The sequence below is a fragment of the Rhodoferax sp. SPJ21 genome, from assembly GCF_058216335.1.
The window spans coordinates 584249-597198 of the sequence record NZ_JBYZMO010000003.1 but is presented as its reverse complement, the minus strand read 5'-3'; the positions used below and the strand labels follow the sequence as shown (position 1 = coordinate 597198).

12 protein-coding genes are annotated in these 12950 nt (G+C 64.1%); 6 read left to right on the top strand and 6 right to left on the bottom strand.

The genetic code is table 11. From position 1 onward, the window contains the following. Positions 1 to 10: 10 nt before the first annotated feature. The 4 genes from mutS to AC4BBN_RS18010 form a co-directional block, all read right to left on the bottom strand. On the bottom strand, positions 11 to 2587 hold the full coding sequence (gene mutS / locus AC4BBN_RS18025) for a DNA mismatch repair protein MutS (protein ID WP_490593647.1): 2577 nt from the start codon (positions 2585 to 2587) through the stop codon (positions 11 to 13). A gap of 158 nt (positions 2588 to 2745) precedes the next feature. Then, a complete protein-coding gene (locus AC4BBN_RS18020) occupies positions 2746 to 3159 on the bottom strand; it encodes an RNA-binding S4 domain-containing protein (RefSeq protein ID WP_490593378.1) in 414 nt (137 codons plus the stop codon). A gap of 10 nt (positions 3160 to 3169) precedes the next feature. After that, complete coding sequence (locus tag AC4BBN_RS18015) at positions 3170 to 4570, bottom strand: sensor histidine kinase (protein WP_490593377.1); 1401 nt, start codon at positions 4568 to 4570, stop codon at positions 3170 to 3172. Next, positions 4567 to 5259: a response regulator gene (locus AC4BBN_RS18010; protein ID WP_490593376.1), complete on the bottom strand. Its 693-nt coding sequence runs from the start codon at positions 5257 to 5259 to the stop codon at positions 4567 to 4569. Before AC4BBN_RS18010 ends, AC4BBN_RS18015 begins: the two co-directional genes overlap by 4 nt. 116 nt (positions 5260 to 5375) lie before the next feature. Here AC4BBN_RS18010 and AC4BBN_RS18005 point away from each other — a divergent pair, with 116 nt between their 5' ends. The 4 genes from AC4BBN_RS18005 to AC4BBN_RS17990 all read left to right on the top strand — a co-directional run bounded on the left by AC4BBN_RS18005 (position 5376) and on the right by AC4BBN_RS17990 (position 9368). Beyond that, entirely contained in the window at positions 5376 to 6335 is a 960-nt protein-coding gene (locus AC4BBN_RS18005) for a tripartite tricarboxylate transporter substrate binding protein (protein WP_490593375.1), read from the top strand. A 4-nt stretch (positions 6336 to 6339) separates the two neighbouring features. Next, positions 6340 to 6846, top strand: a complete 507-nt coding sequence (locus AC4BBN_RS18000) for a tripartite tricarboxylate transporter TctB family protein (RefSeq protein ID WP_490593374.1) — start codon at positions 6340 to 6342, stop codon at positions 6844 to 6846. Further along, positions 6846 to 8348 carry a tripartite tricarboxylate transporter permease gene (locus AC4BBN_RS17995; protein ID WP_490593373.1) on the top strand — a complete coding sequence of 501 codons (1503 nt, stop codon included), beginning with the start codon at positions 6846 to 6848 and terminating at the stop codon, positions 8346 to 8348. The genes AC4BBN_RS18000 and AC4BBN_RS17995 overlap by 1 nt, the downstream gene beginning before the upstream one ends. Positions 8349 to 8429: 81 nt before the next feature. Then, entirely contained in the window at positions 8430 to 9368 is a 939-nt protein-coding gene (locus tag AC4BBN_RS17990) for a patatin-like phospholipase family protein (RefSeq protein WP_490593372.1), read from the top strand. A gap of 178 nt (positions 9369 to 9546) precedes the next feature. Here AC4BBN_RS17990 and AC4BBN_RS17985 read toward each other — a convergent pair whose 3' ends face one another. Continuing rightward, the gene (locus AC4BBN_RS17985; protein ID WP_490593371.1) at positions 9547 to 10101 is read right to left on the bottom strand and encodes a phasin family protein; all 555 of its coding nucleotides are present in this window, start codon (positions 10099 to 10101) and stop codon (positions 9547 to 9549) included. Between the two features lie 213 nt (positions 10102 to 10314). On the opposite strand from AC4BBN_RS17985, the gene AC4BBN_RS17980 reads away from it, so the two are divergent. After that, positions 10315 to 11256 (top strand): histone deacetylase family protein, encoded by a 942-nt coding sequence (locus AC4BBN_RS17980; protein ID WP_490593370.1) that lies wholly within the window; start codon positions 10315 to 10317, stop codon positions 11254 to 11256. A 1-nt stretch (position 11257) separates the two neighbouring features. On the opposite strand, the gene AC4BBN_RS17975 is transcribed toward AC4BBN_RS17980, so the two are convergent. After that, the gene (locus AC4BBN_RS17975; RefSeq protein ID WP_490593369.1) at positions 11258 to 11872 is read right to left on the bottom strand and encodes an FMN-dependent NADH-azoreductase; all 615 of its coding nucleotides are present in this window, start codon (positions 11870 to 11872) and stop codon (positions 11258 to 11260) included. Positions 11873 to 12022: 150 nt separating this feature from the next. On the opposite strand from AC4BBN_RS17975, the gene AC4BBN_RS17970 reads away from it, so the two are divergent. Beyond that, positions 12023 to 12949 (top strand): LysR family transcriptional regulator, encoded by a 927-nt coding sequence (locus AC4BBN_RS17970; RefSeq protein ID WP_490593368.1) that lies wholly within the window; start codon positions 12023 to 12025, stop codon positions 12947 to 12949. The last annotated feature ends 1 nt before the right edge of the window (position 12950 follow it).

The window sequence follows — 12950 nt, the reverse complement described above, 5'->3', positions numbered from 1 at the left end:
GAGCAGCAGGTCAGCCCTGCTCGCGTTGGGCTAGTTTCTTGAGGCTGTACAGGGCCTCCAGGGCGTCGCGGGGAGACAGCGTGTCCGGATGGATGGCCGCCAGCGCCGATTCTACGGGGCCAGGCCCCAATTGCACCGGCTCGGGCGGGGCGGCGAACAGGTCTACCTGCGCCTGGCTGCCCTGGGCGTGGTCTTCCAGCGCGGCCAGGGTGTGGCGGGCGTGGTTCAACACGGCGGCCGGCATGCCGGCCAGGCGCGCCACCTGGATACCGTAGCTGCGGCTGGCCGGGCCGGGCTGCAGCTCGTGCAGGAAGACGATGTCGCGGCCCGATTCGGCCGCACTCACATGCATGTTCACCGCGCCATGGTGCGAGGCGGGGAACTCGGTCAGCTCGAAGTAATGCGTGGCGAACAGGCAGAAGGCCTGGGTCTTGTCGTGCAAGTGCGCGGCAATGCCGCTGGCCAGGGCCAGGCCGTCAAAGGTCGAGGTGCCCCGGCCGATCTCGTCCATCAGCACCAGGCTGTGGGCGGTGGCGCTGTGCAGGATTTGCGCGGCCTCGGTCATTTCCACCATGAAGGTGGATTGCGCGTTGGCCAGGTCATCCGCCGCGCCAATGCGGGTGTGGATGGCGTCTATCGGCCCAAGGCGGCAACTGTCGGCCGGCACATAGCTACCCATGCTGGCCAGCAGCACGATGATGGCCACCTGGCGCATATAGGTCGATTTACCGCCCATGTTGGGGCCGGTGATGATCTGCATGCGCTGGCGGTGGCCCATGGCCGTGTCGTTGGCGATGAAGCTGGCGCTGGAGTTTTCGGCCAGGCGCGCCTCCACCACCGGATGGCGGCCGCGTTCGATGGCGATGCAGGGTTCCTTGACGAACACCGGCGCACACCAGTTCAGCGTCAGGGACCGCTCGGCCAGGGTGCACAGCACGTCCAGCGCGGCCAATGCGTAGGCCAACTGTCCCAGGCGCGGCACAAAGGCCTGCAGCTGGTCCAGCAGTTGTTCAAACAGCCATTTCTCGCGCGACAGCGCGCGTTCCTGGGCGCTCAGGGCCTTGTCTTCGAAGGCCTTGAGTTCGGGGGTGATGAAGCGCTCGGCGTTCTTCAGCGTTTGGCGGCGCCGGTAGTCGTCGGGCACCTTGTCTACCTGGCCCTGGGTGACCTCAATGTAGAAGCCGTGGACCTTGTTGAACTGCACGCGCAGGTTGGCAATGCCGGTACGGGCTTTTTCGCGGGTTTCCAGGTCCAGCAGAAAGGTGTCGCAATTGGTCTGGATGGCGCGCAGCTCGTCCAGTTCGGCGTCAAAACCGTGGTTGATCACGCCGCCATCGCGCACCAGGGCCGAGGGCTCGTCCAGGATGGCGCGCTGCAGCAGGGCGGCACAGCCTTCGGGTGGTTGCAGTGCACCAGCGATTTGAGCCAAATACGGCGTTTGCGCAGGTATTGCCTGCAGCAGTAGCTCTGTTTTTTGTAGCGTGTACTGCAGGGCTACCAGCTCGCGCGGGCGCACCTGGCGCAGGGCGATGCGGGCGCTGATGCGTTCCACGTCGCCGCTGCCCTTGAGCTGTTCGCGCAGGCGCTGGCCCATGCCGGCCTCGCGCAGCACGCCAATCGCTTGCAGGCGCAGCGCGGCTTCGCTGCGGTCGCGCTGGGGTTCCAGCAACCAGCGCTTGAGGGCCCGGCTGCCCATGCTGGTGCTGCAGGTGTCGAGCAGGGAAAACAGCGTGGGTTTGTCCTCGCCGCGCAGGGTTTGCGTCAGCTCCAGGTTGCGCCGGGTGCTCAGCGGCAGGCTGATGCTGGCATCGCTTTTCTGCACGCGGATGGTTTGCACGTGGGATAGCGCGCGGCCCTGGGTATGTTCGGCAAATGTCAGCAGCGCGGCGGCGGCGGCGTGGGCCTGGGGCAGGTCTTCTGCCTGCCAGGCTTCCAGGCTGGCGGCGTGCAACTGCTCCAGCAGCTTGCGCTGGCCCAGTGCAGCGTCAAACTGCCAGGCCGGGCGCGCGGTGCTGGACAGGGCCGTGGCGGACGCGCGCTTCAGTGCCTGGATGCGTTGGCTGAAGCTGGCGCTGGCGTCGGCGCTGTGCAGCAGCTCGCTGGGGGCGATGCGTGTCACCCAGGCCTCCAGCTCGTCGCTGGGGCATTCGGCCAGGTGGATTTCGGCGCGTGTCACGCTCAGCCAGGCCAGGCCACAGCTATTGCGCGGACCCTGGTGCACGGCCAGCAGCACGGATTCGGTTTTGTCGGCCAGCAGCTCGGCGTCGGTCAGCGTGCCGGGCGTGACCACGCGCACCACCTTGCGTTCCACCGGGCCCTTGCCCGTGACTTCGCCCACCTGTTCGCAAATCGCTACCGACTCGCCCAGCTTGATCAGCTTGGCCAGGTAGCCTTCCATGGAGTGGAAGGGCACGCCGCACATGGGGATGGGCTGGCCAGCGGTCTGGCCGCGCTTGGTCAGCGTGATGTCCAGCAGGGCTGTGGCCTTCTCGGCGTCGCCAAAGAACAGCTCATAGAAATCGCCCATGCGGTAGAACACCAGGGTCTCGGGGTACTCGTGTTTGATGGCCAGGTACTGGGCCATCATGGGCGTGTGGCCAGGCGCGTTGGGCGACGGGGTTTTTTCGATCAAGATCGTGGTTCCAAGGGGGGCGGGCAGTGCACGGCGCGGGCTGAACAGGCGCAGCGGCCCGGCTGGGCAAGCGGGGGAAAAGTGTCTTGATTATCAGGGATGGCGTGGGCCGCTTAGTCGTCTATAGATGCGCTCCAGCGGTCGCCCCAAGCCTGGCCTGCCTGGTCCAGGTCGCGGCGCTGGCGCTTGGTGGGGCGGCCGTGGTCCAGGCTGTGGGCGGGCTCGGGGGCCAGGCGGCGCTGCTCTGCGGCGGCGGTGCGGGTTTGCAGGCTTTCCGGTGTTTCGGCGTACAGGGCTTGCGCTACTGGCGCCGGGCCGCGCGCCTGGCTGATGCCGACCACCACCACGGTACGAATCACGGGCCCCTGTCGCAGGGTGATGTGGTCGCCGGCCTTGATTTCACGCGCGGGTTTTACATCTTGGCCGGCTACCTGCACCCGGCCCTTGTTGACTTCTTCGGTGGCCAGGCTGCGGGTTTTGTAGAAGCGGGCGGCCCACAGCCATTTGTCGATACGTAGTTTGTCCATCGTCCTTGGTTCAGGTTGTCAGGGGCAGTCGCACACAGGCGTCCAGCCCGTCGTGCTGGCCCTGCCGGCTGCGGTTTTGCAGGCTGATGGTACCGCCCAGGGCATGCACGATCTCCTGGCAGATGGACAAACCCATGCCAGAGCCATGGTGCACGTCACCGGCGGAGAAAGGCTGGTACAGGCGGCGCGCCAACTCGGGCGAGATGCCTGGGCCGCTGTCGGCAATGCGCAGCTGGGCATGACGTCCCTCCAGGCTGAGCTGGACTTCGAGCGTGCCGCCATGGGGGCTGTATTTGATGGCGTTGTGTAGCAGGTTGCGGGTTAACTCGCGCAGCATCCAGTCATGGGCCCGCACCAGGGCTGGCTGTGTATCCAGCGCAAAGTCCAGGTCTTTGTCGGCCACCAGGGGCGACAGGTCCAGGGCCACGGCGCGCACGGCTTCGGCCCAGTCCAGCGGCTGGGCATCGTCCTGCTGGCGCAGCTGCTCTACCTTGGCTAGGGCCAGCATCTGGTTGGCTAGCGTGGTGGCGCGGTCTACCGTGGCGTTGATTTCATGCAAGGCTTGCAGCGGCTCTACGTCGCTGCGCAGGGCGGACTGGACCTGGGTTTTCAGCACCGCCAACGGGGTGCGCAGCTGGTGGGCGGCGTCGCGCACAAAGCGTTTCTGGTGGTCCAGCAGGTGCTGCAGGCGGTCCATGACCTGGTTGGTCGCGTCCAGCAGCGGGCGCAGCTCGCGCGGTGCGTCGGGCGCGGACAGGCGGGTTAGGTCACCCTCGGGGCGGTCTTGCAGGGTGCGGCTGAGCTGGCGCACCGGGCCGGTGGCGTGCTGCACCACGGCGACCACCAGCACGGCGATGACCAGGATCAGCGCAGCCTGGCGCCACAGGGTGTCGATCAGGATCTGGCGCGCCAGGGTGTGGCGCAGCTCCAGGGTTTCGCCGACCTGGATCACAGCCATGGCGCGCCCGGTCTGGGTGGCCACGGGCTGCAGCAGTACGGCCACGCGCACGGGCTCTTCGCCTACGCTGTCGTTGTAGAAATCCACCAGCGCGGCATAGGGCGGGCGCTGGGGGATGCTGCCGTGCCAGAAGGGCAGCACGGTGTAGCCCGATACCAGCTGCCCGTCCAAGCTGGAGACCCGGTAGAACATCTTGCTTTTGTTGTCCGCCTCGAAGGCCTCCAGTGCGGCGTAGGGCACGGTGGCGCGCAGCACGGCTTTGTCGTCGTAGCCGTCTACCTCCAGCTCTTCGCCGATCGACTTGGCCGAGGCCAGCAGGCTGCGGTCGTAGGCCGTGGTGACGGCTTCCAGCGCCTGCTCGTACAGGCTGTAGGTGTTGATGCCCACCACCAGCAGCACCGGCAGCAAAATGCCCAGCAGCAGGGTACGGCGCAGGGAGCGGCTGGGTTTCAAGCGCTTTCCTTGAGCAGGTAGCCCAGGCCGCGCAAAGTCATCAGGTGCACACCGGTGGCGCTGAGCTTTTTGCGCAAGCGGTAGGCCACGACCTCGATGGCTTCGTACTGCACCTCTTGTGCGCCAGGGAAGACGAGTTCAAACAGGCGTTCTTTGCTGACCGCATGGCCGGGCTGGGCCATCAATGGGCGCAGCATGGCCAGCTCGCGTGGACTGAGCTCCAGCGGCTGGTCCAGGTGGTAGAGTACGCTGCTCTCTTTTTCATAGCGTAATGCGCCCAGATTGATTGCGCTGGAGGCCGATTTTTCTTCAAAGCCAAATGCGGAGTCGCTGCTGCGCCGGGCCAGGGCGCGCAGCCGGGCTTCGAGCTCTTCCAGGTCGAAGGGCTTGGGTAGATAGTCGTCGGCGCCGGTATTCAGGCCCAGGATCTTGTCGCCCACGGTGCCGCGTGCGGTGAGTATCAGCACCGGCGTGCGCAGGCCCTGCTTGCGGGCCGCGGCCAGTACCTGCAGGCCGTCCATGCTGGGCAAGGACAGGTCCAGCAACACCACGTCGGGCGGCGCAGCCTGCCACAGGTCTAGCGCGGCGCGGCCGTCGCCACAGGCTTGTACCCGCATACCTTGCCTGCCCAGTGCGCGCAGCAGTGTGGTTTGCATTGCCGGGTCGTCTTCCACCAGAAGTAATCGCATAGGCGAGACTGTAAGCGCCCGTGGGGCCTAGCATTTTCCCTAGTGCTTTTCGACAGCCAATTGACAGGCTGGCTTTGCATCATCGACCGATTCCCACAATCCACAAGGAGACCGCGATGCGTCGTGATGCTTTTCTGAAGTCCCTGGCGGCACTGGCCGCAGCCGGAGCCCTGCCCCTGTCGGCCCGTGCCGCACCCAATATCAAGATGATGATCCCCGCCAACCCGGGTGGCGGCTGGGACACCACGGGCCGCGCCCTGGGCAAGGCCATGACGGATGCCCAGGTGGCCGATACCGTGAGCTTTGACAACAAGGGCGGCGCTGCGGGCGCCTTGGGCCTGGCGCAGTTCGTCAACGGCAACAAGGGTGATCCGAACGCCGTGATGGTGATGGGCGCCGTGATGCTGGGCGGCATCATCACCGGCAAGCCGCCGGTCAGCCTGTCGCAAGCCACGCCGCTGGCCCGGCTGACCACCGAATACAACGTGTTCGTGCTGCCAGCCAATTCGCCCTACAAGTCCATGAAGGAAGTGGTGGAGCAGCTGAAGAAGGACCCGGGCAGCATCAAATGGGGCGGTGGCTCGCGCGGCTCTACCGAGCACATTGCAGCCGCGATGATTGCCCGCGACGTGGGTGTGGATCCGTCCAAGATTAACTACGTTGCCTTCCGGGGCGGCGGTGAGGCGACTGCGGCCATCCTGGGCGGCAACGTCACGGTGGGCGGTAGCGGCCTGAGCGAGTTCTCCGAATACATCAAGACCGGCAAGATGAAGGCGCTGGCCATGACCTCGGGCACGCGCCTGAAGGGTGTGGACATTCCCACTCTGAAGGAGATGGGCATTAATGTGGAGATCGGCAACTGGCGCGGTGTGTACGGCGCGGCCGGCATCACGACCGAGCAGCGCAAGCAGCTGATTGATGTGCTGGTCAAAGCCACCAAGTCCAAGGCCTGGGCCGAGGCGGTGGAAAAGAACAACTGGACGCCCGCGCTGCTGACCGGGGCCGAGTTCGAGAAGTTCGTGGACGACGACTTTGCCAGCTTGCGCGCCACCATGGTCAAGTCGGGCATGGTGTAAGGCCATGGCGTTGGCTGTGCGATCTCCCCAGACCTGGATCGGTTTGGGTACGGTGGGCTTGGGCGCCGCCATGGCGCTGGGCGCGCTGGCCATCACCTCCGAGGCCGGCTATGCGGGCGTGGGCCCCAACTTTCTACCCTGGGTGGTGGCGCTGGTGCTGTGCGTGCTGGGCGCCTGGATGGTGTGGGAGGCCAGCACTGGCGGCTTCCGCGCCATGGACGAGGCCTCGGGCGCAGAGTGGGCCGACTGGGCGGCGTTTGCCTGGGTGTCGGTGGGCATTCTGGCGAATGCAGCGTTGATTACCAGCCTGGGGTTCATCCTGAGCTGCACCCTGTGCTTTGCGCTGGCGGTGCGTGGTTTTATCTCGGCAGAGGGGCAGGGTGGACGGGGCTTGCGTGCCACCGCGCGAGACGTTCTGGTGGGCTTTTTGATTTCCGCCCCGGTGTACTGGATGTTTACCAAACTATTGGCCATCAACTTGCCTGGCCTGACGCAGACGGGGTGGCTGTAATGGATATCTGGAACAACTTGCTGCAGGGTTTCATCACTGCAGGCACGCCCATCAACCTGCTGTGGGCCCTGCTGGGCTGCACCCTGGGTACGGCGATTGGCGTGCTGCCGGGCATTGGCCCCGCGACTGCGGTGGCGATGCTGCTGCCCATCACGGTGAAGGTCGAGGCCACGGCTTCAATGATCTTCTTTGCCGGCATCTACTACGGTGCGATGTACGGTGGCTCCACCACCTCCATCCTGCTGAATACGCCGGGGGAGACGGGCTCCATGGTCACGGCCATGGAGGGCAACAAGATGGCCAAGAATGGCCGGGCCGGCGCGGCGCTGGCCACGGCGGCCATAGGCTCGTTCGTGGCGGGCACCATCGCCACGGTGCTGGTGACGCTGTTTGCACCCCTGGTGGCCACCTATGCGGTGCGGTTGGGGCCACCCGAGTACTTTTTGCTGATGCTGCTGGCGTTCACCACCGTGAGCGCCGTGCTGGGCAAGAGCACGTTGCGTGGGCTGACATCGCTGTTCATTGGCCTGGCCATGGGCTTGGTGGGGCTGGACCAGCTGACCGGCGCGGCCCGTTACACCGGCGGTGTGCCCGAGCTGATGGACGGGCTGGAAGTGGTGCTGATCGCCGTAGGCCTGTTCGCGGTCAGCGAGGCCTTGTACAACGTGATGTTCGAAGGGCGTGTGGCCGAGTCGCGCAACCCGATGAGCAAGGTGCATATGACCGCATCGGAGTGGAAGCGCTCCTGGCCAGCCTGGCTGCGCGCCACCTTCATCGGCTTTCCGTTCGGCACCATTCCCGCGGGCGGCAGCGAGATACCTACCTTTCTGAGCTACGCGGTGGAGAAAAAGATCTCCAAGCACAAGGAGGAGTTTGGCACTACCGGCGCCATCGAGGGCGTGGCCGGACCGGAGGCAGCGAACAACGCGGCCATCACCGCCACGCTGATCCCGCTCCTGACGCTGGGCATTCCGACGTCGAACACGGCGGCTATTCTGCTGGGTGCCTTCCAGAACTACGGCATACAGCCGGGTCCGCAGCTGTTTGACACCAACGCCACCCTGGTATGGGCGTTGATTGCCTCGCTCTACATCGGCAATGTGATGCTGCTGGTGCTGAACCTGCCCATGGTGGGCCTGTGGGTCAAGCTGCTGAAGATCCCCAAGCCGCAGCTGTACGCTGGCATTTTGATCTTCGCTACGGTGGGCGTTTACGGCATGCGCCAAAGCGCGTTCGACCTGGTGCTGTTGTACGGCATAGGCCTGCTGGGTGTGGTGATGCGGCGCTTTGACTTTCCGACCGCACCGGTGGTGGTGGGCATGATCCTGGGCCCTCTGGCTGAAGCGCAGATGCGCAATGCGCTGTCGATTGGCGAAGGCAAATGGACGGTTTTCCTGGAGCGGCCCATGTCCGTGACCTTGCTGGTGGTGGTGCTGTCGGTATTGCTGCTGCCGCGTATCGTGAAGGCGTTTGCTGCCAAAAAACAGGCTTTACCTGGCTAGCCTGGTTTGGGCATCAAAATAGCGGCTGGCGCACGTATTCTGTGCGCCAGCCGCTATTTTTTTGATAGAAGCAGGAACACGATGGGCAGACAAGACGCACAAGCGCAGCAGTGGGGGCCGAATGGGCGCCGTGGTTTGGTATTGGGCACGCTGCTGGGGGCAGCCCTGGGCTTGGCGGGCTGTGTGACGGCACCGGTGGAGGTGGCCCCGCCGGCGCCAAATCCGCCCGCCGTGAAGCGGCCGCCGCGCATCGGTCTGGCCCTGGGCGGCGGCGCTGCGCGCGGTTTCGCCCATGTGGGCGTGATCCAAGTGCTGGAAGAGGCGGGCATACGCCCCGACCTGGTGGTGGGCACCTCGGCCGGCAGTCTGGTGGCTTCGCTGTATGCCAGCGGCAAGAGCGGCGCGCAGCTGCAGCAGGTGGCAGAGACCATGGAGGAAGCCGCCTTCACCGACTGGACCCTGCCCATCTTCAGCCGTGGCATGCTGCGCGGTGATGCGCTGGCCCGCTATGTGAATGCCCAGGTGGGCAGCCGGCCGATTGAAAGCATGCCCATGCCCCTGGGTGTGGTGGCCACGGACCTGAACAGCGGCGACGCGGTACTGTTCCAGCGTGGCGATACCGGCACTGCCGTGCGCGCATCCAGCGCAGTGCCAGCGGTGTTCCAGCCGGTCAAAATATCTGGACGCGAATATGTGGACGGCGGTTTGGTGTCGCCCGTGCCGGTGCGCTATGCACGCCAGATGGGGGCTGAGCTGGTGGTGGCGGTGGATATATCGAGTGCGCCCGAGGGCAACCAGGCCAACGACACCATGCAGATCCTGCTGCAAACCTTTGCCATCATGGGCAAGAGCATTAGCGTGTACGAGCTGCGTGATGCCGATGTGCTGGTGCGGCCAGCGCTCCTGGGCGTAAAAAGTGCCGACTTCGGCGCGCGTCGCCGCTCCATCGAGGCCGGGCGTGCTGCCATGCTGCAAGCTCTGCCACAACTCAAGGCAGCCTTGCTGGCCAAGAGCCATTGACGCTTGCGTGAAATCGAACGGGCATAAAAAAAGGCCCCGTCTTGCGACGAGGCCTGTAAGGGATCCCTGAGCCTGATGGCGTCGAAAGGACCCGAGGAGACAACTGGTGGAAACCGAGGTTTCAAATCAGGACTGTCCGTTCGGGCCCTGGCATGCAGCCAGGAAAGCCCTTAGCGAATTAACGCTTTTTGGTAGCGGCAGCGGCGGTGGTGCCAGCAGCGCTCACTGCGGAAGCAGCCACAGCCTTGAAGTTGGCTTCAGCGGCGTCGGAAGCTTGCTTCACAGCCTTTTGAACGGATTCAAAAGCGTTGTTGGCTGCGGACACAGCGCTTTTCAGCACGGCCACAGCGGACTCGGAGCCGGCGGGCGCGTTCTTGGTGGCGCTTTCGATCAGGCCAGCGACCTTCTTTTGGGCTTCAGCGGTTTGACCTTCGATGGCCTTGCCGAATTCGGCGCTGGTGCCTTGGGCGATGTCGTACAGGTGGCGGCTGTAAGCGGCGGTCTTTTCAGCCAGGGGCTGCAGCAGGCCAGCTTGCAGGGCCAGCAGTTCTTGGGCGTCTTTTACGCTCAGAACAGCTTGGGAGTGGGTAGCGGCTTCGGACAGGGCGGCCTTGGAAGCGGTCAGGTTCAGTTCCACCAGCTTTTCAACGCCTTCGAAAGCCTTGGTCGTCAGACCAAACAGGGTTTCGATGGTAGCTTTGTGGGAGGCCAGAACTTGTTCAGCGGTCAACATATAAAAATCTCCAGTTAATAAGAAACGGTAAAAGATCCAACATCTGCGCTGTGACTGGCTATCCGCCGGTTTATGTTGCAGTGCAGCATGGATTAAATTATAGGCCGCCTGTTCTGGCGTGCAAGGCTTTTATGCTGCGCTGCAGCACATTAGACATTCGACTCTATCCCCAGGTGGGGCCTGCACTATCGACATATTGAGACGGCGATTCCCATGCACGCGTACTACTCCGACCACTTCGTATTGCCCTTGCCAGCGGGCCACCGTTTCCCTATGGCCAAGTACCGCATGCTGCGCGACCGCGTGGCTGCGGAGCTGGCGCAAGTTGTCCAGCGGGAGGCGCCACGTGCCAGTGATGGTGAGCTGGCTCTGGCTCACCATCCGGCCTATATCCAGTCGCTGGTGGATGGGTCGATCATGCAATTGCAGCCGCAGGTGATGCGGGACATTGGTTTTCCCTGGAGCCAGGCCATGGTGGAGCGCTCACGTCGCTCAGCCGGCGCTACGGTGGCTGCGGTGCGTGATGCCATGGCCGGGCAAGGCATCGCGGCGAATATGGCCGGGGGCACACACCACGCTGGCGCCGACAAAGGTGCGGGCTTCTGCGTGTTTAACGATGCGGCCATCGCCGCTCGCGTAGCGCAGATGGAGTGGGGGCGTACGCACCGCAGGCCTTTGCAGGTGGCGGTGGTGGACCTGGACGTGCACCAGGGCGACGGCACGGCGGGCATCTTCCAAGGGGATGCCAGTGTCTTCACGCTGTCATTGCATGGAGAGAAGAACTTCCCGTTTCTTAAACAGGCCAGCGACCTGGATGTGGGCTTGCCCGATGGCTGCGGCGACGTGGCCTACCTGGAAGCGCTGGAAAACGCGCTGGAGCAGCTGAGTCAGCGGTTTGAACCCGATCTGTTGATCTACCTGGCAGGGGCAGACCCATTTGAGGGCGACCGCCTGGGGCGCCTGAAGCTCAGCTTTGACGGCCTGCAGGCGCGCGATCGTCGTGTCTTTGATTGGGCCTGGCAGCGCCGTCTGCCCTTGGCATTTGCCATGGCGGGCGGCTACGGCACGCAGCTGGAGCAGACAGTGCAGGTGCAGGTCAACACCTACACCGTGGCGCTGGAGTACTGGCGGCGTTGGCAGGCCTTGGGGCTTTAGCTCAGGCTGCCAGGGCTTCGATTTCGCGCTCTGCGCTGGCCAGGGCAGCTGCCTTTGCGGTGTCACCCATGGCAACGCCCTCGGCGCGTACAAAACGCACATCGGTGATGCCCAGAAAGCCCAGTACGGCAACCAGATAGCTTTCCTGGTGTTCCAGGGCGCGCATGCTCTCAGACGTGGAGTACACGCCGCCTCGGCCCGATACGACGATGACGGTTTTGCCTGCCGCCAGGCCGACCGGGCCTTTGTCGGTGTACGAGAAAGTGCGCCCAGGCTGGGCGATGCGGTCAATCCAGGACTTGAGCTGGGTCGGGATGCTGAAGTTGTACAGCGGCGCGCCAATCACCAGCACGTCGGCCGCCAGGAATTGCTGTACCAGGCGTTCGGAGACTTCGTTTTCGGCGCGTTGTTCGGGCGTCAATCCTTCCGCATCTGCTCCCAGGCGAAAGCCCAGCGACTCTGCGGAAAGGTGGCTGGGCGTGGCAACGGCCAGGTCCAGATGTTCTACGGTGGTGCCGGGATGGCTGCTCTGCCACTGGGCCACGGTGCGTGCAGTCAGTTGGCGGGTGATTGAGTGCGTACCCAGGATGCTGGAGTCGATGTGCAGTAGTTTCATGGTTGCTAGGTGTATGCAGTAGAAGGGGCCGGCCGCGATAAGAGCGGGTGAAAGCATTGTTTCAGCTTCACAATGCTTTGATAAGCCGCTGAAAATGCGATGGATTGTTCTGCAGATAGGACAATGTGTCTGCTATTACCAAATACCGAGATGCAAGACTTGAACGATATGGCGTACTTCGCCGAAGTTGTGGAGCGTGGAGGCTTTGCGGCCGCTGGGCGTGCTTTGGGGTTGCCCAAGTCCAGGCTATCGCGCCGAGTGGCCGAGCTGGAAGCCCGTTTGGGGGTGCGCCTGCTGCAGCGCACAACCCGTAAGCTGTCACTGACCGAGATGGGCGAGATCTACCACCGCCATTGCATGGCGATGCGTGACCAGGCCGATGCCGCCGAAGAGGCTGTGGCCCAGGCACAAACCGAGCCGCGCGGCACCATCCGGGTGGCCTGTCCGGTAACCCTGGCACAGACCGCACTGGGCGATGTACTGCCCCAGTTCCTGGCACGCTATCCCCATGTGAAAGTGGATATGCGTGTGAGTAACCGCGTCGTAGATTTGGTAGAGGAGGGGATAGACGTGGCTTTGCGGGTGCGCTTATCGGTAGAAGACAGCGGAAGCCTGGTGGTCAAACAGCTGGGTGTGACCCGCTCCATGCTGGTGGGCAGTCCGCAGCAATTGGCGCGCCAGGGGTGTCCGGGTTCACCGGGGGAGCTGGCGGGGTTGGATTCCGTCAGCATGTCCGCCGTCGACGGGCGGGCCACATGGCACCTATTAGGTCCGAACGGCATGGCCCAAACGGTGCGGCACCAGCCACGCTTGGTGGCCGATGATTTATTGACCTTGAAACTGGCAGCCCTGGCCGGCTCGGGAATATGCGTTTTGCCCGCCTACATGTGTACTGATGACATCATTGTTGGCAGGCTGGTCCCGGTGTTGCCGGGGTGGGCGCCACACCCAGGCATATTCCATGCGGTGTTTCCGTCCCGTCGGGGTATGGTGCCTGCCGTACGGCGGTTTCTGGACTTCCTGGAGGAGAAGTTCAACAGTGACTCGCCGTTCTATGAGGCGATACCCATGCTTTGAG